This window comes from Mesorhizobium sp. STM 4661 (assembly GCF_000359125.1).
Classification (GTDB): domain Bacteria; phylum Pseudomonadota; class Alphaproteobacteria; order Rhizobiales; family Rhizobiaceae; genus Mesorhizobium.
On sequence record NZ_CAAF010000081.1, the window covers coordinates 37,632 to 59,536 of the forward strand.

Genomic DNA, 21,905 nt, shown 5'->3' on the forward strand with positions numbered 1-21,905 from the left:
AGAAATCCGCATCAGGACCCGGCGATCACGATCTTGCCGAACGGACCTTTTTCCAGCCGTTCGAATGCCTGCGGCACTTCGTCGAAGCCATGGACCTTGTCGATCACCGGCTTGATCGCAAGCGCTTCGATGGCCTGGTTCATCCGCTCGAAGGCGCGGCGGTGACCGATCGATATGCCCTGCACGACAATCCGATTTTGCAGGAACGGGATGATCGGAAAGCTGAGTTCCATGCCGCCCAGAAGGCCGATGACCGACAGCCGGCCGTCGGCGCCCAATGCATTGAGCGATCGCCGCGCATTGTCACCGCCGGCCATTTCCAGCACATGCTTGACGCCGGCGCCATCAGTCAGCTCACGCGCGCCTCGTCCCATGCCGGCTGGGTGCGATAGTTGATCACCTGCCAGGCGCCGAGTTCCCTTGCCCGCTCAAGCTTCTCGTCGCTGCTCGACGTGACGATGGCGCGCAGTCCGAATGCGGCGGCGAACCGCAGAGCAAACAGCGACACGCCGCCGGTGCCCTGGATGAGAACGGTTTCGCCCGGGATCGGCTTTGTCGCCTCGACCAGAGCGAACCACGCCGTCAAAGCCGCGATCGGCAGCGTCGAAGCCTCGGCATCGCTGAGGGACGCCGGAGCCATCACGGCGGCGTCTTCATGGAAGAGCACATAATCGGACAACATACCGGGCAGCGACGACCCCAGCGTGTGCTTGTGCAGCACCGGTGGTGCGTCCCCATCCGGCCAATCGGCGATCACCTGACCAAGCACGCGCTGCCCGATGCTGAAGCGGCTGACCTCGCTGCCGACGGCCACCACCTCGCCGACGGCGTCGGATGTCGGCACGAAGGGAAAGGCGAGGTCCGGGATCAGCACGCCGTCCACGATCATCCTGTCCTTGTAATTTAGCGACACGGCTTTGATACGCACCCGAAGGTCGCGTGGACCGGGCTCGGGCATCTTTCCCTCCGCCGGCTTCAGTCTGGACAGGCCGAAACCGCTCATCTGCCAAGATCTGTTGATGTCAGTGCTCATCTCGTTCCGCGCTCCGCGATTGGTGGTTACGCGAGAAACCTATGCAATCTCACTATGGAAAAAAGTGCTCCCATGCGGCATATTCGGAAACAGGTTGAGGATCAGAATTCTACAATTGGAAAAGACCTATGGAATCAGCCAAGCTGCAAGGCATTCTCGCATTCGTCCAAGCGGTCGAAGCCGGCAGCTTCACCGGCGCCGGCCAGCGGCTGCATGTGACGAAATCGGCGGTCGGCAAATCGGTCGCGCAACTGGAACAGCGATTGGGTGTTCGCCTGCTCAACCGCACGACCCGCAGCCTGAGCCCGACCAGCGAGGGCTTGGGCTACTACGAAGCCTGCGTCAGGGCGCTGTCCGAAATCGAAGCCGCCCAGTCATTGCTCGCCGCGCGCCGGCTGGTGCCTTCCGGCCGGCTTCGCGTCGACGTGCCCCTGGCCTTCGGCCGCCGCTGCGTCGCCCCCGTTCTGTTCGACATTTCCACGAAATTTGCGGATCTGACGGTGGAAATCTCCTTCAACGACCGGCGCGTCGACCTGATCGAGGAAGGCATCGATCTCGCGGTCCGCATGGGCGATCTCGACGACAGCCTGTCGCTCGCCGCGCGCCGCATCTATGCCCAGCGCTCGGCCATCTGCGCGGCCCCCGCCTATCTCGAAGCGCATGGCAGGCCGCGATCGATCGAGGACCTCGCCAACCACAGCGTCATCGGTTACGGCCGCGACGGCGTCGTTCGTCCCTGGACGGTGAGGCATGCCGACGGCCACCTTGGAAAATTCCTGCCGCGGGCGCGGCTTGTCCTCGGTCACGGCGAACCGATGCTGGATGCCGCCCTTGCCGGCTGCGGCATCGTCTTCCTGCCGACCTGGCTGGCGGCCGACAGCCTCAAGCGCGGCGAACTCGAGATGGTGCTGTCGGACTGTCTCGTCGAAGACATCGTCGTGCAGGCCATCTGGCCGGTCACGCGCAATCTGACGCCAAAGGTCCGCGTCGTCGTCGACGCCCTGGTCGAGCATTTTTCGTCGCCGCCATGGGATGCCGCCTGATGGCCAGAGTCCGCCCTCTCTAAAAATGGCGGTTGTCTATTTTCGAAGGCGCCGCCGCAATGCTATTGACCCCTCATGCTTTACGCTGAAATCGCTATCGTGGTCGTCCTCATCTGTGTGAACGGCCTTCTGGCAATGTCCGAACTTGCCATCGTCTCGTCGCGGCCCGCCCGCCTCAAGGCGATGATCGACCGTGGCGTCAAGGGTGCCGGCCGCGCGCTGACGCTTGGCGCCAATCCCGGCAAATTCCTGTCGTCGGTGCAGATCGGCATCACCCTGGTCGGCGTCCTGTCCGGCGCCGTTTCCGGCGCCACGCTCGGCGAGCGGCTGTCTGTGTTCCTGGTATCGACCGGCATCCACGAAAACGTCGCCGACCCGCTCGGTGTCGGCATCGTCGTCGCCATCATCACCTATTTCTCGCTGATCGTCGGCGAACTGGTGCCAAAGCAGATCGCGCTGCGCGATCCAGAACGCGTCGCCGCCAGGGTCGCTCCGGCGATGACCATCCTCGCTACTTTCGCGGCTCCCTTGGTCTTCCTGCTCGACATTTCCGGCCGCGCCATCCTGTGGCTGCTTGGCCAGCGCGGCGAAAGCGAGGAGAAGGTCACCGACGAGGAGATCAAGATGCTGGTCGCCGAGGCCGAGCATCACGGCACCATCGAATCCGACGAGCGGCGCATGATCGCCGGCGTCATGCGGCTCGGCGACCGCGCCGTGCGCGCGGTGATGACGCCGCGCACCGAGGTCGACTGGATCAACCTGCAATCCGACGATGCGACGATCAGGAAGCTTTTGATGGAGACCCAGCATTCGCGGCTGCCGGCCGGCGATGGCGGCGTCGACGCCATGATTGGCGTCGTCCAGACCCGCGACGTGCTGGCCGCGATGCTTGGCGGCCGCGGGCTCGACCCGCGCCGGCATGTGCGCGCCGCTCCCATCGTCCATGACCAGGCCGACGCGCTGGATGTCCTTTCGAGGCTGAAGGAATCCGACGTGCCGATGGCACTGGTCCATGACGAATATGGCCATTTCGAAGGCATCGTCACGCCGGCCGACATACTGGAAGCCATCACCGGCGTCTTCCGCGCGGATCTCGACGCCGGCGACGAGGAGAACGCGGTCAAGCGCGAGGACGGCTCATGGCTGCTCGCCGGCTACATGCAGGCCGACGAGATGGCGGATGTTCTGGGCATCGACCTGCCCGAGAACCGCGACTACGAGACCGTCGCCGGCTATGTGCTGTCGCACATGCACCATCTGCCGGCGACCGGCGAATGCGTCGACGCGCAAGGCTGGCGCTTCGAAGTGGTCGACCTTGACGGCCGCCGCATCGACAAACTCATCGCCACGCGCCTGCCAAGCGGCCATCGCGAGGTCGTGCGGTGATGCATCGACCGACAGTGTGAAGAAGTCGGCCCAACGCGGACCTCCGGCACTCAATTCCAACGGCCGCTTTTTATACCAAACCTGGCCCGAGGGGTGGCCCCGGCGGAGCAACTCTACTCCCAGGTGCCTGGCGGCAATCCGCTTGAACATGGCTTACGAGGCCGCCGCGATAACAAAGCTGCGCCAGCCACCGAATGACGAGATATCGGAGGCATCGGTCAGGCCAGCGGTTTCGACCAGAAAACCCTTGGCCGCGCTGCCGTCCTCGAGCTCGATCGTGCCAATGCCAAGCGGCGGCGGAATGGACGCGACGAAACGGCCGAAGGCGTCGGCGCAAAGCCGCCAGACCTCGACGTCGACCGCGGTGCCGCCATCGGCAACGCGGATCAGGCCGGGTTTGGGCACCGACTGACCGGCCAGTGCGTAGAGCTTGTAGGATGCCGTGGTCCTGGTGGCGCGCAGGAATTGCGCGCCAAGCTGGTTGAGCTGGCCGTTGAGCGGCATGCCCGACAGATGCGCGCCGACTACCACCAGGTCGAACATGCCGTCGCAGGGCGGCAGGGCGGCGGGCGGCAGGCCGGGCTGCGACCAGCCGGTGGCGCCGAGCGAAAGGCCGCTCGCCACATGCAGGTCGCGGGCGAGCGCCGCCGTCAACGCATCGCGGCCGGCTGCCGCCAGCAAGGTGACGCTCATCGGCAGGCCGTCGCCGCGCCTGCCGGTCGGCACGGCGATGCCACACATGTCGAGCAGGTTGACGAAGTTGGTGTAGGTGCCGAGCCGGCTGTTGGTCTCGACCGGGTCGGCGAGCACGGCGGCGGTGGTGTAGTGCGTCGGCGCGGTCGGCACGCAGAACAGGTCGACCGAGGCAATCACCGGGCCGAGCTTCGCCTTGTAGGCCTGCAAGGCATAGAGGCCGCGGAAGGCGTCCGCTGCCGAGAGGTTCCTGGCGCCGCCGATGATTTTGCGCGTTACCGGATGCAGGGCCGCTTCGTTGGCCTCCATGAAATCGCGGATCGCCGCGTAGCGCTCGGCCACCCAGGCGCCCTCGTAGAGCAGGTTGGCGGTGGCGTAGAAATCGCCGAAGGGGATTTCGACCAGCCGGCAGCCGAGCTGCGACAGCATGGCAAGCGAGGCCTCGAAGCCGGCCTGCATCGCCGCATCGCCGAAGAACTTCAGGTCGGCCTTTGCCGGGATACCGACGCTCAGTACCGGTGGGCGCGCGGCGAGCGGCTGGACGGCGATGTCTCGCGAATAGGGATCGGCGGCGTCGCGCGCCGCGGCGACGGAGAATATCCTGTAGGCGTCGTCGACGGTCAGCGCGAACACCGAGACGCAGTCGAGCGTGCGGCAGGCCGGCACGACGCCGGCCGCCGACAGCGCGCCGACCGTCGGCTTCAGCCCGACGATGTTGTTGAGGCCGGCGGGAATACGGCCGGAGCCGGCCGTATCCGTGCCGAGCGCGAAGGAGACGATGCCGCGCGCCGTCGCCACAGCCGACCCCGAGGATGAGCCGCCCGGCACCAGCTCCTCGTCGATGGCGTTGCGTGGGATCGGCCAGGGCGTGCGCACGCCGACGAGGCCGGTGGCGAACTGGTCGAGATTGGTCTTGCCGACGACCAGTGCGCCGGCCGCCTTCAGCCGCGCCACCACGGTGGCGTCTTTGTCGGGCCAGTAGGTGTATTCGGCGCAGGCCGCCGTCGTCGGCATGCCGGCGACGTCGATGTTGTCCTTGGCGGCGAAGGGAATTCCCCAGAGCGGCTTTGCCACGGGATCGAACGGGCCGAGCGCCGCGGCCGCGGCCAGCAGCGCGGCCTTGTCGGCCAGATGGATGAAGATGCCGGGATCGTCGGCGGCCGCAAGGCGTGCATAGACGGCGTCGATCACCTCCGCGACGCCGGTGCCTGCCTGATAGGCGCCATGCAGGCAGCCGATGTCGAAGTGGATGTCGCTCATTTGGCCTCCCCCAGAATGATCACCGGCAGGTCCCACTGGATCAGCACGACGCAGCCGTCTTTCGTCCACACCGAATGCTCGGTCCCGACCGGGTTCAGGACGACGCTGCCAGCCGGATAGTCGCCGTTCTCGTCGCTCTGGGTGCCGTCCAGCACGACGATGGTCTCCAGCCCGGCATGGCGGTGGCGCGGCACGCCGGCGCCGGGCCGATAGTTGAGGATGGCGACCGACGGCTCGACCGGCCCGCCCTTCAGCAGCCAGTGCACGCTGATACCATCGCGGAACGGCTTGAACGCGAGATCGCGCCAGCCGTCGTCGAGCAGGCCGGCAAAACTCAGATTAGGCATTGGCAATTCCCTCGAGCACCTGGTCGGTGGTCGCAGTCCAGCCGACGATGGCGCCCTGCGCCCGGATCATGGCTAGTGCCGCCGCCTTGAACTCGGGGAAATAGCTTTCCGTCGCATCCTCGGCGAGCAGGCAATCATAGCCGCGGTCGTTGGCCTCGCGCATCGTCGTCTGCACGCAAACCTCGGTGGTGACGCCGGCAAAGACCAGCTGCTCGGCGCCGAGCTTCCTGAGGTCGTCGCCGAAGGAGGTGGCATAGAACGCGCCCTTGCCGGGCTTCTCGATGACGATCTCGCCGGGCAGCGGCGCAAGCTCGTCGAGGATCGCCGTGCCCGGCTCGCCGGCGATCAGCACGCGGCCCATTGGCCCGGCATCGCCGATGCGGATCGACGGATTGCCGCGATTGCGCTTGGCCGGCGGCAGGTCCGAAAGGTCGGGCCGGTGGCACTCCATGGTGTGGATCACCGGCAGGCCGGCGGCGCGAAAGCCTTCGATCAGTCTCTTCACCGTCGGCACGATCGCGATCACGCGGCTGACGTCGTTGCCGAGGCTGGCGCCGAAGCCGCCGGGCTCGGCGAAATCGCGCTGCATGTCGATGACGACCAGCGCCATGGTCCGCGGCTTGAAGGCGAATGGAAACGGCTGCGCTGCGATTTCAGCCATCAATGATGTCCCGCCATGTGCTCACCGATGGTCTGCACACTCGCCAGCGCGATCGGCGTCTCGTAGACGAGCGCTCCGTCGGACATGACGAAGATGCGGTCGGAGAGTTCGAGCAATTCGTCGAGGTCTTCCGACATCAACAGCACGGCGGCACCGGCATTGCGCGCCTTCATGATACGGGCGCGGATTTCGGCCACGGCCGAAAAGTCGAGGCCAAAGCACGGGTTGGAGACGATCAGAAGGTCGACCTCGCCGGTCAGTTCGCGGGCAAGCACGGCGCGCTGCACATTGCCGCCCGACAGCGAGGCGATCGGCGAGGACAGCGAGGCGGTCTTGACCTTGAACTGCTCGACCAGCCTGGCGCTGAACGCTCGGATGGCGCCAGCGCTGATCCAGTTCACAGGCTTGCCGTTGCCGTCGATATCGAAGGTGCGGAAGGAGATGTTCTCGGCCACCGTCATCTTCGGCGCGCAGGCGTTCTTCAGCGGCTCCTCGGGGATCAGGCGGACATTGAGCGCACGCGCCTCGGCGCGCGTCGCCGCATAGGCGGTGCCGCGAACCACGACTTCACCGGCATCGCGCGGGCGCTGCCCGGCCAGCACTTCGAGGAACTCCTTCTGGCCGTTGCCGGAAATGCCGGCGATGCCGACGATCTCGCCCGAGCGCACGCCGAGATCCTCGATCCGGATCGACTTCAACCCGGTGCGGTCGGGCGCCTTCAGCGCCTTGACCTTGAGCACGATCTCGGCGTCCAGCTTCGGCTCGGTACGGCTGTCGAGCGCCGCGATCGGCTGGTCGCCGATCATCATCGCCGCCATCTGCTTGTGGTCGAGGTCGGCGACGCGGCCGGTGCCGGTCAGCCTGCCCTTGCGCAGCACGCTGACGTCGTCGGCGAACGCCGTCACCTCGTGGAATTTGTGCGAGATCATCAGCACGGTGAGGTCGCCCGCCTTGGTCATGGCGCGCACCAGTCCCAGCACTTCCTGCGCCTCGCCGGGGGTGAGCACCGAAGTCGGCTCGTCCAGCACCAGGAAGGAGCGGCCGAGATAGAGCTGCTTGACGATCTCCAGCTTCTGCTTCTCGCCGGCGGCGAGTTCGGCCACCTTGACGTCGAGCGGCAGCTTGAACGGCATCCGCTCCATGAACACGGCAAGCTCGCCGCGCTCGTTGCGCCAGTCGATGATGCCAGGCACCTTCTCGCGCGAAATGACCAGGTTCTCGGCGCCGGTCAGCGACGGCACCAGCGTGAAATGCTGGTAGACCATGCCGAGGCCGAGTGCGGAGGCGTCCCTGGGGCTGGCGATCGCCACCTCGCGGCCGTCGACGAGAATGTCGCCGGAGGTCGGGTGGTAAAAACCCATCATGCATTTGACCAGCGTCGACTTGCCGGCGCCGTTTTCGCCGAGCAGAGCATGGAAGGAGCCGGCCGGAACCTTGACCGAGACATCGTCGAGCGCGGTGAAGGCGCCGAATCGCATGGTCATGCCGATGGTCTCGACGCCGACCGCCTTCCTGTTGGTGGTTGCGCTCATCGCGATGTCCTCACGGCAGCTGGGCGACGAGCGCGACCGAATTCGACACCGCGCCGAACACGCCGCCCTGCATCTTGATCATCTTGATGGCGGCGAGATGATTGCCGTGGTCGGTAGCGCCGCAGCAATCCTCCAGCATCACGCATTCGAAGCCGCGGTCGTTGGCCTCGCGCATGGTGGTGTGGACGCAGACATCGGTGGTGATGCCGGTGAGCACGATGTTTTCGATGCCACGCTGGTTGAGGATCAGCTCGAGGTCGGTGGCGCAGAATGAGCCCTTGCCCGGCTTGTCGATGATTGGTTCGCCTTCGGCCGGATAGAGGTCGGGGATGATGTCCCAGCCCGGTTCGCCGCGCACCAGGATGCGCCCGCAAGGACCGGGGTCGCCGATGCCGGCATTGATGCGGCGCGAGCGCCAGCGCTTGTTGGCCGGCAGGTCGGCGAGATCGGGCCGGTGGCCCTCGCGGGTGTGGATGATGGTGTAGCCCTTGGCGCGCATGGCCGACAGCACCGATTTGATCGGCTCGATCGGCGCCCGCACCAGCGAAAGGTCGTAGCCCATATGGTCGACATAGCCGCCCGGACCGCAGAAATCGGTCTGCATGTCGATGATGATCAATGCCGTGTTGTTCGGCCGAAGCTCGCCATTGTAGGGCCACGGATAGGGGTCGGCGTCGATGTAGCGCTGCGTGATCTCGGCTCTGGCGTTCATTGAGAAAAACTCCAGTTGGGGGCGGTCATTTGGTGATCGACAGTTCGCCCGGCGCGCCGGCGAGCGAACGGCTCGGCGACGAGGTGGCGATCATGATGATCAGGGTGAGGATGTAAGGGGCGGCGTAGAAGAGATAGTAGCCTTGCGTGACTCCGACCGACTGCAGTGCCGGGCCGAGCGCGCCGGCGCCGCCGAACAGAAGCGCGGCGGCAAAACAGCCGAGCGGGTTCCAGCGGGCGAAGATGACCAGCGCCACCGCCATCAGCCCCTGGCCCGACGAGATGCCTTCGGTCCAACTGCCGGGATAGTAGAGCGACAGATAGGCGCCGCCGATGCCAGCCAGCGCACCGCCGACCCCGGTGGCGATGAGACGCACCGTGTTCGGGTTGAGGCCCATGGCCCGCGCCGCGTCGGAACTGTCGCCGACGACGCGCACGATGAGGCCGGCGCGGGTGTTGCGGAAAGCCCACCACAGGAACACGGCAAGTGCGGCGCCGATCAGGAACAGCACATTGACGTTGAGCGCCGCCTGCACCTGCGGAATATCAGACCAGCCGCCGAGGGGAATGGCCGGCAGGTCGGGCGCCGAAGGCTGGATGAACGGTTTGCCGAAGAAGAAGGCGAGACCCGAGCCGAACAGCATCAGCGCAATGCCGATGGCGATGTCGTTCACCCCACGGAATTTGCAGATCCAGCCGTGGAACAGGCCGAAACAGAGACCGGCCACGGCAGCAGCCAGCAGGCCGAGCCATGGCGAGCCGGTCAAGACAGCCATGGCATAGGCGGTCATCGCGCCAAAGACCAGGGTGCCTTCGAGGCCGAGGTTGATGCGGCCGGAACGCTCGGTGATGGCTTCGCCAAGCGATACGAAGATGAAGGGCGTCGAAACGCGGATGGCGCCGCCGAGCATGGCGAGCGGAACACCCCAGAGGCCGATCTCGGTTGCGTCCATCAGGCAGTCCCCTTCAAGAAATCGGGCCTCTTCCAGAGGTCGGGATTGAAGGCCTTGAAGCGGCCGTAAAAGGTTTCGCTGAACAGGATGACGATGAACAGCATGCCTTGCAGCACCAGCACGGTGGCGTCGGGCAGGTCCATGCGTCGCTGGATCAGCCCGCCGGAGGCATCGATGCCGCCCAGCAGGAAGGCGACCGGGATGATGGCCAGCGGATTGTGGCGGGCGAGGAACGCGACGAGGATGCCGGTATAGCCATAGCCGGCGGCGAGCGAGGCGTTGGCGCTGCCCTGCACCGCCGCGACCTCCAGCATGCCGGCAAGACCGGCGAAGGCGCCGGCGAGCCCGGTGAAGCCGACGATCAGCGAACCGACGGCAAGCCCCTGCACCTGGGCGGCCCGGACATTGCCGCCGGCAATGCGGGCGGCAAAGCCCCAGCGGGTCTTTTCGATCAGCACCCAGGAGAGCACGCAGGCCAGCACGCCGACGGCAAGGCCCCAATTCACCTCCATGCCGGGCATGTTGCCGATGCGGTAGATATCAGCCAGCGGGTGGGTCGATGGCTTGTTGAGCGAGGCCGGGTCGCGCAGCGGCCCTTCGACCAGTTGGTTCATCAGGGCAATCGCGATATAGGCCATCAGCAGGCCGGAGATGGTCTCGTTGACGGCGCGGTAGTGGCGCAGCGCGCCGACGGCACCGATCCAGATGCCGCCGGCGGCCATGCCCGCCACGCCCATGGCGAGAATGACGATGAAGGATGGCGCACCGCTCAGCACCACCCCGATGGCGGCGGCCGCGACGCCACCGAGTACGATGGCGCCCTCGCCACCGATGACGACAAGGCCGAGCCGCGCCGGCAGCGCCACGCAAAGCGCCGCCAGCAGCAGCGGTGCGGCCCGCGACAGCGAGTTCTGGATCGAGAACCATGAGCCGAAGCCGCCGCGCCACATCGTTTCATAGAGCTGGACCGGCGACTTGCCGACAGCCAAGATGAACAGGCTGAACAGGGCCATGCCGACGACCAGCGCCGCGAGCGGAATGACGAAGGCCTCCGCCCGCCGGGCGATCCATTCCAGCGTCGCCGGATAACCCCTGGCGCCGAACGTCGCCGGCGCGCCGGCCCCTGCCACCATGTCTGTCATCCTACCGCTCCGTCCGATTCAGGCGGTCGAGCCGACGACGCCCTCGACGAGATAGTCCATGCTTTCGAGCTCGATGGCGGTCTCGGCGAAGGCCTGGCCTTCGGTCGCGACGACATCGCCCTTGTTGTTCTTCAGGGGTCCCTTGATGACGGAAAAGCCGCCCTTCATCATTTCCGCGAGCGTGCCGTCGAACTGCTTGCGCGCCGCCTCGCTGACGGCGGGACCGAGCGGGCTCATCTTGACGAAGCCGTCGGCCAGTCCGCCGCGGGTGAAATTGGGCAGCGGCTTGCCGGCGACGAGGTCGTCGACGAACATCTTGTAGACCTTGGCCCAGTTCCATTCCGCGCCGGTCAGGTATTTCTCGGGTGCCAGCGGGCTCTGGTTGGCGTGGTAGCCGCAGACGAAGGCGCCGCGGCCGGCGGCCGTCTCGACCACGACCTTGGGGCTGTCGACATGGCAGGTGACGACATCGATGCCCTGGTCGACCAGCGCGTTGGTGGCTTCCGCCTCCTTGACCGCCAGCGACCATTCGCCGGTGAAGATCACCTGGCAAGAGATGGTCGGGTCGACCGAACGCGCGCCAAGCAGGAAGGAGTTGATGTTGAGCAGAACCTGCGGGATCGGCTTGGCAGCGACGAAGCCGAGCTTCTTGGTCTTGCTGGTATAGCCGGCGACGACGCCGTTGAGATACTGGCCCATGCCGATATAGCCGAAATAGGAACCGGCATTCATCGGATGCTTGTCCTTGTTCCACATGCCGCCGCAATGGCGGAACTGCACGTCGGGGAATTTCGCGCACATGGCCAGCATGTGCGGATCGAAATAGCCGAATGAGGTCGGCAAAATCAGCGAGGCGCCGTCGAGATTGATCATCGATTCCATCGTCTTCTGGACGTCGACCGTCTCGGGGACGTTTTCTTCCTCGACAATGGAGATGCCCTCGATGCCCTTCAGCGCCGCGGCGCCTTCGGCATGCGCCTGGTTGTAGCCATAGTCGTCCTTCGGGCCGACATAGATGAAGCCGACGGTGGTGGCGGCAGCGAATGCCCTGCCGATGGGAAAGGATGCCGAGGCCAGCCCAAGTGCTGCTCCGGCGGCGGAGGTCTTGAGCAACTGGCGGCGGCTAAGCATGAATCTGTCGGTCATCTCTTATGCTCCCCTGTGGACCCTTTCCGGATCGGTTAACGCCTTCTCAACAAAGTGCATGCAATCGTTATGCCAGTTCCGAAGCTAAAATTTATTGAATAAAATCAATAGGGGTTTGAAAAGCGACTGCTCATGCTCGAGGCAATTGCATGCACTTTTTGCCTTGAAAATAGCCAGTTTGACAGGCAGATTAAAATAGAGGCATAGAGAGGTATATTGAGTCGATGGGCCGATGCGCCGACTGACTCCACGGAAGACCGGACGGAGGAGATTTGTCAGGGAAGCGCAGCTTGATCAGGTCGGGCACGACCGTCGATCAGATGGTGAGGGCAATCGGCGACCGCATCGTCACCGGCTTCCTGCGCCCCGGCGAAAAGCTCGACGAAGCCTCGCTCGCCGCCCGCTTCGACGTATCCCGCACGCCGGTGCGCGAGGCCCTCGGCCAACTCAGCGCCATGGGCCTTGTCGAAAGGCGGCCCAACCGGGGTGCCATCGTCGCTGTCGTAACGCAGGAGCATCTCGCCTCGATGTTCGAGAGCATGGCCGAACTGGAAGCGATATGCGCGCGCCTCTCGGCCGAGCGCATGACCAGCAGCGAGCGCCGCGCGCTCGAGGTCGAGCACCAGGCTTCGGCGCGGCTGGTGCGGCTGGGCGCCGAGGAGGATTACGAGTATTTCAACACCGAGTTCCACACCCGGCTCTATCGCGGCGCCCACAACGCCCATATCTACGAAATGACCGTGATGACACGGAGTCGGCTGGCGCCGTTCCGCCGCGCGCAGTTCATGCTGCCGGGCCGTCTGGCGAAATCCTGGCAGGAGCACGACGCGATCGTTACGGCAATCATGCGCGGTGACGGCGCCGCTGCTGGAAACGCCGCCAAGGATCACGTCGCCATCGTCAGCGAGGCGAGCGCTGTGTTTGTCGTTGGCGACCAACCGAGAGCCGGACCGCAACACCCATAAGGAGGGATTCGGATGGTTCCAACCTGGCCGCGTAACGCCAACGATCAGTGGCACGGTTGGAACGGCAGGATTTGGCACGACGTGCCAAGCGATGATTTTCTGCTAAGGGTCAAACGATCCCCATCAGGTGTGACGCGTATCTTCGATGACAGGAGAGTTGTGGCGCGGAGAGTCCCAATTTTGTCTTCTGGCGACGCATGTTGCAGGTCGCCACGCCTCAAGTTTGTTCGAAGACAGTCTGCGCGAGGAACGCGGCACCGAGGCTGGGGCACACGCGTTCCTTACCTTGCAAACTCGGGTGCCAATGCTGCCGCCCAAGACATGCAATTCAGTCAGACGTGGCGGCGCAATATTTCTTGCGCCGCCTGTCGAACCACACCCTCATGGCATGGCGGTTGAACTTCTACGTTCGAGGGAGAACTCCGTGCGTCACTTGCCGGCCCATGGGGCACGATCGGCGGGGCCGCTTTCGGGCTGCGCCTGGCTGTGTTCGGGAACCACGAATTGAGGCAGGGAGGCCGCATGCTTGATGGAAGAAGTAGTCTGGCTGTCGACACCGGTCGCGAATCCGCGGGTCGGGTCGCGGTCCGGGTTCTGGTTCGCAGCGAAGGAGATGCCTGTCGTTGCGACGAGGATCATCAGGGCGGTTACAAGCTTAGTCATCGTATTTCCTTTCTTGGAATGAGCAGATCCACCGATCGGCGCCACAACGGAATATTCGTTCCCGGCTTGGCAAACATTTCCCGGCTTCCGGTCACATCACCGTGATGAGACTTCCTGCTTACCCGTGAAATCTAAACTGCACATGTCGCAGGGGTTTGCCTGGATTCGATGAAATTGTATGAAAATGTACCCGGCGGCATCGCGGCACTGAACTTCTGTCGCTTCGGCATATTTGGCGACAATCTTGCTCGCCGGGGTGGCCGACCGCCCAACCATCCGCGCAAGCCGTTACCGGGTCCGTCGGACGGACGGCGGTGAGGGCTGCGTCGGGTGCCACGGCCGGGAAATCAATGCGGACGCCTTGGTGCGTCTGGCGAACGCACCAAGGCGAAGAACTTGTCTTGAAAGCAAATTGCCGAGAGGCCGGGTCAGCGGTCAGTCGCGGCATGCGCCGGCTGCTCATCGACATAGTCGGCTTTCCTGGACGGATTGAACAGCTTGCGGGTGGTCACGAAGAGCAGCGGGATGAAGAACACGCCAAGGACGGTCGCGGAAATCATGCCGCCCATGACACCGATGCCAATCGAATTCTGGCTGCCTGATCCCGGGCCATGCGCGATCGCCAGCGGCAGCACGCCGAGAATGAACGCCAGCGAGGTCATCAGGATCGGCCGCAACCGCTGACGGGACGCTTCGAGCGTCGCCGCCACCAGCTCCTTGCCGGCCTTCTGCTGGTCGATTGCAAATTCGACGATCAGGATCGCGTTCTTGGCGGCGAGACCGATCGTCGTCAGCAGGCCGACCTTGAAATAGACGTCGTTGGACTGGCCGAACAGCGTTGCGGCGGCCAGCGCGCCGAACACGCCGATCGGCACCGCCAGCATCACCGCAAAGGGGATCGACCAGCTTTCATAGAGCGCGGCGAGAGCCAGGAAGACGACGAGAATCGATATTGCATAAAGCTGCATTGCCTGGCTGCCGGAAAGCTTTTCCTGCGCCGAAAGGCTCGTCCACTCGTGGCTGAAACCTGGTGGCAGTTGCGATATCAGGCCATCGATCTCGTTCATGGCATCACCGGAGCTTGCGCCCGCCGCGGCCGATCCCTGGATCGCGACCGCCGAGGCGCCATTGTATCGTTCGAGGCGCGGCGAGCCGTAGGTCCATTTGCCGGTGGCAAAGGCGGAGAACGGCACCATGGCGCCATCGGAATTGCGCACATACCAGCGATCGAAATCATCGGGCTGCATGCGGAAATCGCGGTCCGCCTGGACGTAGACGCGCTTGACGCGGCCGCGGTCGACAAAGTCGTTCACATAGCTGCCGCCCCATGCGGTCGACATGGTATCGTTGATATCCGCCAGGCTGAGGTTCAACGCGCTTGCCTTTTCCTGGTCGATGGTAACAGCGTATTGGGGCGTGTCATCCAGACCATTCGGTCGTGTTCCGCTCAGGACCGGACTTTGCGCCGCCATTCCCAGCATCTGGTTGCGCGCCGCCATGAGTGCATCATGCCCTGCCCCGCTGCTGTCCTTGATAAAGAAGTCGAAACCGGCGGAGCTGCCGAAGCCGGGAATTGCCGGCGGCGCAAGCGCAATCACGCGCCCATCCTTGATTTTCGAGAATGCCGCCATCGCCCGTCCGGCGATCGCCCGCGCGCTCGATTGCGGCGTGGTGCGCTCGGCAAAATCCTTCAGGTCGACAAAGGCGATCGCAACATTCTGACCCTGACCGCTGAAGTTGAAGCCGACACTGCCGAAGACGCCGTCGACGTAATCCTTCTCCTGCGTGTTGAAGTGACTCATGACCTGGTTGAGTACTTTTCTCGTCCGATCAGCGGTAGCACCTGGAGGAAGCTGGATCGTCGTGATCAGCCGTCCCTGGTCCTCATCCGGAATGAAAGAGCTCGGCAAGCGGTTGAAAAGATAGCCGACAGCGACCGCGATCAGCACGAACACCGTGAGAAAGATGACGGAGCGCCGGATCATGCCGTGGATGCCGCGCTGGTAAAGCTGCGTGCCGCGCTCGAACCCCCGGTTGAAGATGCCGAAGACGCCGCGCTGCCGCGATCCGTGCGCGGGCTTTTTCAGGATGGTGGCGCAGAGCGCCGGCGTCAGGATCAGGGCAACGATGACCGACAGGATCATCGCCGACACGATCGTCACCGCGAACTGGCGGTAGATGACGCCGACCGAACCGGAGAAGAACGCCATCGGCACAAACACCGCCGACAGCACCGTGGCAATGCCGATGAGCGCCCCGGTGATCTCTTGCATCGACTTGATCGTCGCCTGGCGCGGAGAAAGGTCCTCTTCCTCCATGACGCGCTCGACATTTTCGACCACCACGATCGCATCGTCGACCAGAAGCCCGATGGCCAGCACCATGCCGAACATGGTCAGCGTGTTGATCGAGTAGCCGCAGACGGCAAGAACGCCGAACGTGCCAAGCAGCACGACCGGGACCGCGAGCGTCGGAATGAGCGTCGCGCGGATGTTCTGCAGGAAGACGAACATGACGACAAAGACCAGCACGATCGCCTCGAACAGCGTCATGACCACCTGTTCGATCGAGAGCCTGACGAAAGGCGTCGTGTCGTAGGGATAGGTGACCTCGACATTGGCCGGCAGCGTGCCGCGCAAACTATCGATCGTCGACTGAACGGCGGCGGCTGTGTCCATGGCGTTGGCGTCGCCCGCCAGGCTGATCCCAACGCCTGCCGCCGGCATTCCATTGAACACGCCGGAGGTCGTGTAGCTCTCGGCGCCGAGTTCGATCCTGGCGACGTCGGCCAGCTTCACCAGGCTGCCGTCGGGCTGGCTTTTCAGGATGACGTTTTCAAATTGCTGTGGCGACTGCAGGCGGCCGCCGGCTGTGATCGTCGCGTTGAGCTGCTGGCCGTCCCGCTGCGGCAAGGCGCCGAGCTGCCCGACGGAAACCTGGGTGTTCTGGGCCTGGATGGCGGCGGCGACGTCCGACACCATCAACTGGTATTGGGCCAGCCTGTCCGGATTGACCCAGATGCGCATGGCGTAGCGTGCGCCGAAGAGCTGGGTGTCGCCGACACCGGGGACACGCTTCAACGTGTCGTTGAGATTGTTGTCGATAAAGTCCGCCAGGTCATTGGGCGTCAGCTTGCCGTCGGTGGAAACGAAGCCGACAACCATGAAGAAATTCGATGTCGACTTCGCCACGGTGATGCCGGTGTTCTGCACCACTTGCGGCAATTGCGCCGTCACCAGCTGCAGCTTGTTCTGGACCTGCATCTGCGCGACATCGGGGACGGCCCCGTTCGTAAACGTCAGCGAGATCGACGTCTGCCCGGTCGATGTCGAGGTCGAGGCGATGTAGTCGAGATTGTCGATGCCGGTCATGCCTTGCTCGATGACCTTCGTCACCGAGTTTTCCACGGTCTGGGCGTCGGCGCCGGGATAGCTCGCGGTGATGCGCACGGTTGTCGGGGCGATCTGCGGATATTGCGAGACCGACAGCGTGGCGATCGACAGCGCGCCCGCCAGCATGATGGTGATCGCGATAACCCACGCGAAAACAGGGCGGTCGATGAAAAAGCGGGACATTGGTTAAGCTCAGCGCACGGAGGAAGTCGTCAGGGTGTGTCGCGGCGGCGAGAGCATCGCCTGGCCGGCAGGGTTCGGTCCGGAGCCAGCGTCCGCCTTCAACTCCCCCGTCGCTTCGTCAACAACGACCGCACTGACGGCCACGTCCTGCCCGTCCTGGACGCGCTGGCCGCCTTCGACAACGATCCGGTCACCGTCTTGAATGCCCCGGTTGACCAGCCAGTTGTTGCCGACAATGCGATCCACGGCGAGGCTGCGGGTCTCGATCTTGTTGGCGGCAGTGACGAACTTGGCGATCGGCTCGCCCCTGGCATTGCGCGAAACGGCGCGTTGCGGCAGCAGGAAGCCGTCGATCGCCGTGCCCTCCTGAATGCTGGCGCGAACATACATGCCAGGGAGCAGAACGCGGTCGGGGTTTGGAAACACGGCCCTCAGCGTCACGGTGCCGACGGTCTCGGCGACGGCGGTGTTGGAGAATTGCAATTCGCCCGGCTGGCCGTAGGGCGTGCCGTCCTCTAGCTCGAGCTGCACGGGCACCTCGGTGCCATTGGCCTTGATGCGGCCTTCCGTGATCGCTTTCCTCAACCGCAGCAGGTTCATGCTCGACTGCGTGACATCGACATTGATGCGGTCGAGTTCGCGGATCGTCGTCAGCGCCGTCGTCTGGTCCGCGGTGACCAGCGCGCCCACGGTAACGGTCGAGGCATCGATACGTCCGCTGATCGGGGCGCGGATGGTGGCGTAATCGAGATTGATGCGGGCCGTCTCCATTGCCGCCTTTGCCGAAGCGACATCGGCGCGCGCCTGCAAGGCGGCGACCTCGGCATCGCCAAGGGCCTCGCGGCTGACGATGTTCTGTGTCTGCAGCGACCTGGCCCGTTCGAGCTTCGCCTCGGCATTGGGCACGGCTCCCTCGGCGTGCTGAAGAGCGGCGGCCGCGGTATCGTAAGCGGCCTGCAAGGGCGCAGGGTCGATCTCGTAGAGGACGTCGCCCGCCTTGATTTCGCTGCCCTCGACGAAGTTGCGGCTGCGGATTATGCCGCTGACCCTCGGGCGCACTTCCGCGACCAGATAGGCGCTGGTCCGGCCGGGCAGCTCGGCGGTAATCGCCGCCGGCCGCGGGCGAAGCGTCTGCGCGCTGACCTCCAGTTTCACGTTCTGCGGCGTGCGTTGTGCCGCTGCCTGCTGTTCGCATCCCGACAGCAGGAGCGTCGCCGAGATGCCTGCGATAAAATGTAGGGGAAGGCTTTTCACAGTCGACCTCGCTTTGAATGCCGCGCCCTTTGCGCGCATTTGAATTCCAGGTTGGGATGTTGACGCTCAGCTCTGCTCAGGCAGGGCTGACAGCAGCTTGTCGAGCGTGATCGGATAGCTTCGCACCCGTGCTCCGGTCGCGTTGTAAATGGCATTGGCAACGGCAGCGCCCGAGCCGCATATGCCAAGCTCGCCAACTCCCTTGGTCGCAATCGGACCTGCCAGCGGATCGACCTCCTCGAGATAGATCGCGTCGATCGCCGGACGTCGGCGTGAACCGGCACGTGATATTCGGCCATGTCGTGGTTGACGAAACAGCCGTGGCGAACGTCCACCACGGCATCTTCGGTGAGTGCCGCGCCGATGCCGAACACGATTACCGTGCAAGCGCCGCACTGGCCGTGATCGCAGCCTTTCTTCGAGCCCGCCAGATCAAGGTGCTCGCGCGGCACATCGAGCAGCGTCACGCGGGCGTCGACCGTCAATTGGTTGATTTGACCGTTGATATGAAGATCGACATCGACAAAGGCGGTCGCGTTTTCGATCTCGGCCCTGCCTGTCCCGGCCATGCCTGTCTCGGCCATGCCTGTCTGCGCCGCTGCCGGGAAGTACGGCGGCGCTATCGAAGCGACGCCGGCGGCACCGCTTGCCAAGACCATTCGGCGGGTGACGCCGTTGGAATGGTTGTTGCACTGGCACATTGCCTTGATCCTCGGACACGATTGTGTGGAGGCTCAACGCTAGTTTTCCCTTGTCGCAGAGCTGTGCCGCAAACCGGCGAAATTGTATCGGCTTGTGAGAGTGAACCTTTAAATATCAGAGGCTTAGAACTGATTTTGCGACAGCTTGATACATTTTTGTTCCTGCCGTTGGTGCGAAATCCAGTATAGTTCGGCGCAGTCTCAATCAACCAAGTACAAGCTTGTGAATGCCTAGCCGCACATTATCGTCGTCGATGATCATCGCGATATTCGCGATCTCGTCGGCAAATATCTGTCCCAGCACGGCTATCGCATTAGCGTTGCCGACAGCGGGCCGTCGCTGCGCAAGATGATGCAGACCGCGTCGCCGGACCTCATCATTCTCGACATCATGATGCCTGGCGAGGACGGGCTGGCCGTATGCCGGCAAATCCGGGCCACGGATCTGCCGCCGATCATTTTCCTGACGGCGATGGCCGAGGACACCGACCGCATCCGCGAAATCTTCGCCGAGATCCCCTCACGCGTCGAATATTCCGCGACGCCGCTTGGCTGAACGAGCAGGACCGCCTGGCCGACTGCATTATCAGGCCAAGGCAGCCGCGACACGCGCAAGCAGCTTCCGGAAATTGAAAAGGGCGGCGCAAGCGCCGCCCCGTATCCTTGGGAGGATAATTCAACAGGCGATCAGGCCGCCTTGGCTTCCTCGGCGATCGCATCGGCCTTGCGCGCCGCCTTCAGCACCTTGGCCCACCAGGCGACGTCGTTGACCAGCGCGGTTGCCGCCTGGTTCAGGTGTTCAAGCTCTTCAAGCTTCTTCTCGCCTTGGCGGACAGCGAGGAAATCGCCCCAGGCGATATGGACGGCGGACTTGACCGGCGCCATCTGCAGCTCGACGGCATAAAGGCGGAGCTGCTCGACGGCACGCGAGCCACCGACGCTGCCATAGCCGACGAAGCCGGCCGGCTTCTTGTTCCATTCATTGGCGGCGTAGTCGATGGCGTTCTTCAGCACGGCGGTCGGGCCGTGGTTGTATTCGGCGGCGGTGAAGATGAAGCCATCGAACCCGGCGACCTTCTTCTGCCAGCGCTGCGCCACTTCATTCTGCGACGGCGCCCAGGCGGACGATGCGACCTCGTCGAAGAACGGCAGCGGAAAATCGCGCAGGTCGACGACTTCGACATCGATGTCGGCATGCGACTTGGCGATCTTGGCGATCCATTCGGTGGGAACGTCGGCGAAGCGCGCGGCGCGCGTCGAACCGACGATGATGGCGATTTTGGGTTTGGACATTGAGGGGCTCTCCTTGCGGGAAATTGTGGTATCGTTTGGATACCGGCGCTATATGAGATACCGCAAACTCGAAGTGCAAGGAGGCACGTTTTTGTTACTGAGGCACCCGCATGTCACCGAGGACTGCCGAGCCATCTCGGAGATCCTGCAGCGCGTCGGCGATAAATGGACCGTGCTCGTCGTCGGCAAGCTCGGCGACGGGCCGCTGCGTTTCAACGAATTGCGCGCGGCCGTCGGCGGCATTTCGCAAAAGATGCTGACCACCACCTTGCGCGGGCTGGAGCGCGACGGTTTCGTCACCCGCACCGTATTTCCGACCATCCCGCCGCGCGTCGACTATGAGCTGACCGATCTCGGCCGCGAGTTGCTGGTGCCGGTCGCAGCACTCGGCGAATGGGCGCGCAAGAACACCGCGCGCGTCAAGGCCGCGCGTGAAAAGTTCGATGGGATTCACGCCTGAAACCCTTGCGCCGCAAGGGTTTTCGTGCGGCGTCTAGCTTGGGCGAATTCTACGGCTGCATCTGCATTCCGGCCTGCGGACGGCCTTCGAGCCGCTTCGATCTCGCGGCCTGATTGACCACCTTTCCGTCGATGGCGCAGCCCGCCCCTTTACCGCAATTGCGCACAGTCATCGCACCGGTGTCGCACGTCCTCGCGATGCAGGTTTCGCACCCGGTCGCCTTCCCCTTGAGAGTGTGGTTTTCGGAAGCGCAACTGGCTTCGGCCTCGTCTCGTTTGACCTCGGTATACGCGGTTGCGGCCAACAGGCAGAACAAGGCTGCAAGCGCGCCTGCCAATGCGCCGTTCAGCAATCGTTGACGCATTGTCTTTCCCCCATGCCCTGCCGGACATGGTCACGGAAATGTGCGAACGGGACTGTGAAAAGCTTCACGCAGAATCGGTCTGGGGATCACCGATATCGAAACTTGGAAATATGGCGGTCAGCCTTCCGCCGGGACCGCCTTCGGCTTGCCTTCGCCATCCAGCGCCACCATGACGAAATCGGCATGGGTGACCTTCTCCATCAGGTCGGAGAGATAGCGCTGCGCCCAGGCCTCGACCTTGAGCGTCATCGAGGTGCGGCCGACACGTTCGACATGGGTGTAGATGCACAGCGTATCGCCGATCTTCATCGCCTTGGCGAACGACATCTCCTTGACCGCCGCCGTCACCACGCGGCCCTTGGCGCGTTCGGCGGCGCGGATGCCGCAGGCCAGGTCCATCTGCGCCATCACCCAGCCGCCAAAAATGTCGCCCGCCGCGTTGGCGTCGGAAGGCATAGCCAAGGTCCTCAGCGTAAGGTCGCCGATCGGCCGGCCGTTCGCGTATTGCACCATGCGAGAAATCCCCGAGATCGACAGTTCCAATCAGGTATGGCATGCCGCCAAAGCGTCAACGCGCCACCAGTAGTGTGATTTGAAAATTTGGCAATGAGTGGGAAGTTGCCGCTCGTCCCCGTCGATGGGAACGAGCAAGTGGCGCCAGGAACGATCGGTCGATTGAGAGTTCTGGAATGACGGCTTAGGGCCCGAGCAGACTGTCCACTA

General features: G+C 64.0%; 20 protein-coding genes and 3 pseudogenes. 5 read left to right on the forward strand and 18 right to left on the reverse strand.

Annotation, left to right across the window (positions count from 1 at the left end):
* Nucleotides 1-11 precede the first annotated feature (11 nt).
* The gene (locus MESS4_RS35070) at nt 12-374 is read right to left on the reverse strand and encodes a zinc-binding dehydrogenase (RefSeq protein ID WP_006338332.1); all 363 of its coding nucleotides are present in this window, start codon (nt 372-374) and stop codon (nt 12-14) included.
* Nucleotides 350-1,033 (reverse strand): NAD(P)-dependent alcohol dehydrogenase, encoded by a 684-nt coding sequence (locus MESS4_RS35075; protein ID WP_280110250.1) that lies wholly within the window; start codon nt 1,031-1,033, stop codon nt 350-352. Before MESS4_RS35075 ends, MESS4_RS35070 begins: the two co-directional genes overlap by 25 nt.
* 128 nt (nt 1,034-1,161) lie before the next feature.
* Between MESS4_RS35075 and MESS4_RS27240 the strand changes: the two genes are divergently transcribed.
* Nucleotides 1,162-2,076, forward strand: coding sequence for a LysR family transcriptional regulator (locus MESS4_RS27240; RefSeq protein WP_006338337.1), 915 nt, complete (start codon nt 1,162-1,164; stop codon nt 2,074-2,076).
* Nucleotides 2,077-2,151: 75 nt separating this feature from the next.
* Nucleotides 2,152-3,462 (forward strand): hemolysin family protein, encoded by a 1,311-nt coding sequence (locus tag MESS4_RS27245; RefSeq protein ID WP_006338339.1) that lies wholly within the window; start codon nt 2,152-2,154, stop codon nt 3,460-3,462.
* A 153-nt stretch (nt 3,463-3,615) separates the two neighbouring features.
* Here the strand turns inward: MESS4_RS27245 and atzF are convergent, their stop codons facing one another.
* From atzF to MESS4_RS27285, 8 genes are read right to left on the reverse strand one after another with little or no spacing between them, the layout of a single operon-like run.
* Complete coding sequence (gene atzF, locus MESS4_RS27250; protein ID WP_006338343.1) at nt 3,616-5,415, reverse strand: allophanate hydrolase; 1,800 nt, start codon at nt 5,413-5,415, stop codon at nt 3,616-3,618.
* Nucleotides 5,412-5,762, reverse strand: a complete 351-nt coding sequence (locus MESS4_RS27255; protein ID WP_006338344.1) for a cupin domain-containing protein — start codon at nt 5,760-5,762, stop codon at nt 5,412-5,414. The genes atzF and MESS4_RS27255 overlap by 4 nt, the downstream gene beginning before the upstream one ends.
* The gene (locus tag MESS4_RS27260; RefSeq protein WP_006338345.1) at nt 5,755-6,423 is read right to left on the reverse strand and encodes an isochorismatase family cysteine hydrolase; all 669 of its coding nucleotides are present in this window, start codon (nt 6,421-6,423) and stop codon (nt 5,755-5,757) included. The genes MESS4_RS27255 and MESS4_RS27260 overlap by 8 nt, the downstream gene beginning before the upstream one ends.
* Nucleotides 6,423-7,955, reverse strand: coding sequence for an ABC transporter ATP-binding protein (locus MESS4_RS27265; protein ID WP_006338346.1), 1,533 nt, complete (start codon nt 7,953-7,955; stop codon nt 6,423-6,425). The genes MESS4_RS27260 and MESS4_RS27265 overlap by 1 nt, the downstream gene beginning before the upstream one ends.
* A gap of 10 nt (nt 7,956-7,965) precedes the next feature.
* Nucleotides 7,966-8,667 carry an isochorismatase family cysteine hydrolase gene (locus tag MESS4_RS27270; RefSeq protein WP_006338347.1) on the reverse strand — a complete coding sequence of 234 codons (702 nt, stop codon included), beginning with the start codon at nt 8,665-8,667 and terminating at the stop codon, nt 7,966-7,968.
* Between the two features lie 25 nt (nt 8,668-8,692).
* A complete protein-coding gene (locus MESS4_RS27275) occupies nt 8,693-9,619 on the reverse strand; it encodes an ABC transporter permease (protein ID WP_006338348.1) in 927 nt (308 codons plus the stop codon).
* The gene (locus MESS4_RS27280) at nt 9,619-10,752 is read right to left on the reverse strand and encodes an ABC transporter permease (protein WP_006338350.1); all 1,134 of its coding nucleotides are present in this window, start codon (nt 10,750-10,752) and stop codon (nt 9,619-9,621) included. The genes MESS4_RS27275 and MESS4_RS27280 overlap by 1 nt, the downstream gene beginning before the upstream one ends.
* Before the next feature lie 27 nt (nt 10,753-10,779).
* Nucleotides 10,780-11,907, reverse strand: coding sequence for a BMP family ABC transporter substrate-binding protein (locus MESS4_RS27285; protein WP_006338351.1), 1,128 nt, complete (start codon nt 11,905-11,907; stop codon nt 10,780-10,782).
* A gap of 290 nt (nt 11,908-12,197) precedes the next feature.
* Between MESS4_RS27285 and MESS4_RS27290 the strand changes: the two genes are divergently transcribed.
* Complete coding sequence (locus MESS4_RS27290) at nt 12,198-12,872, forward strand: GntR family transcriptional regulator (protein ID WP_006338352.1); 675 nt, start codon at nt 12,198-12,200, stop codon at nt 12,870-12,872.
* A 429-nt stretch (nt 12,873-13,301) separates the two neighbouring features.
* On the opposite strand, the gene MESS4_RS27295 is transcribed toward MESS4_RS27290, so the two are convergent.
* The 5 genes and pseudogenes from MESS4_RS27295 to MESS4_RS35165 all read right to left on the reverse strand — a co-directional run.
* Nucleotides 13,302-13,535, reverse strand: a complete 234-nt coding sequence (locus MESS4_RS27295) for a hypothetical protein (RefSeq protein WP_006338353.1) — start codon at nt 13,533-13,535, stop codon at nt 13,302-13,304.
* Nucleotides 13,536-13,963: 428 nt separating this feature from the next.
* Nucleotides 13,964-17,110: an efflux RND transporter permease subunit gene (locus MESS4_RS27300; protein ID WP_006338354.1), complete on the reverse strand. Its 3,147-nt coding sequence runs from the start codon at nt 17,108-17,110 to the stop codon at nt 13,964-13,966.
* A 9-nt stretch (nt 17,111-17,119) separates the two neighbouring features.
* The gene (locus MESS4_RS27305; RefSeq protein WP_244441232.1) at nt 17,120-18,364 is read right to left on the reverse strand and encodes an efflux RND transporter periplasmic adaptor subunit; all 1,245 of its coding nucleotides are present in this window, start codon (nt 18,362-18,364) and stop codon (nt 17,120-17,122) included.
* A gap of 66 nt (nt 18,365-18,430) precedes the next feature.
* Nucleotides 18,431-18,741 (reverse strand): annotated as a pseudogene (locus MESS4_RS34835) (xanthine dehydrogenase family protein molybdopterin-binding subunit); the annotation flags it as partial.
* Nucleotides 18,742-18,795: 54 nt separating this feature from the next.
* Nucleotides 18,796-19,065 (reverse strand): annotated as a pseudogene (locus tag MESS4_RS35165) (hypothetical protein); the annotation flags it as partial.
* Nucleotides 19,066-19,306: 241 nt separating this feature from the next.
* Between MESS4_RS35165 and MESS4_RS31365 the strand changes: the two are divergent.
* Nucleotides 19,307-19,579, forward strand: a pseudogene (locus MESS4_RS31365) (response regulator); the annotation flags it as partial.
* A 173-nt stretch (nt 19,580-19,752) separates the two neighbouring features.
* Here the strand turns inward: MESS4_RS31365 and MESS4_RS27320 are convergent.
* Complete coding sequence (locus MESS4_RS27320; RefSeq protein ID WP_006338363.1) at nt 19,753-20,358, reverse strand: NADPH-dependent FMN reductase; 606 nt, start codon at nt 20,356-20,358, stop codon at nt 19,753-19,755.
* Between the two features lie 91 nt (nt 20,359-20,449).
* Here MESS4_RS27320 and MESS4_RS27325 point away from each other — a divergent pair, with 91 nt between their 5' ends.
* Nucleotides 20,450-20,818, forward strand: a complete 369-nt coding sequence (locus MESS4_RS27325) for a helix-turn-helix domain-containing protein (protein WP_006338364.1) — start codon at nt 20,450-20,452, stop codon at nt 20,816-20,818.
* Nucleotides 20,819-20,867: 49 nt separating this feature from the next.
* On the opposite strand, the gene MESS4_RS27330 is transcribed toward MESS4_RS27325, so the two are convergent.
* Together MESS4_RS27330 and MESS4_RS27335 are read right to left on the reverse strand one after the other, a co-directional pair.
* Nucleotides 20,868-21,182 carry a hypothetical protein gene (locus MESS4_RS27330; RefSeq protein WP_006338365.1) on the reverse strand — a complete coding sequence of 105 codons (315 nt, stop codon included), beginning with the start codon at nt 21,180-21,182 and terminating at the stop codon, nt 20,868-20,870.
* Between the two features lie 117 nt (nt 21,183-21,299).
* Nucleotides 21,300-21,695, reverse strand: coding sequence for an acyl-CoA thioesterase (locus MESS4_RS27335; protein ID WP_006338367.1), 396 nt, complete (start codon nt 21,693-21,695; stop codon nt 21,300-21,302).
* Nucleotides 21,696-21,905: the final 210 nt, after the last annotated feature.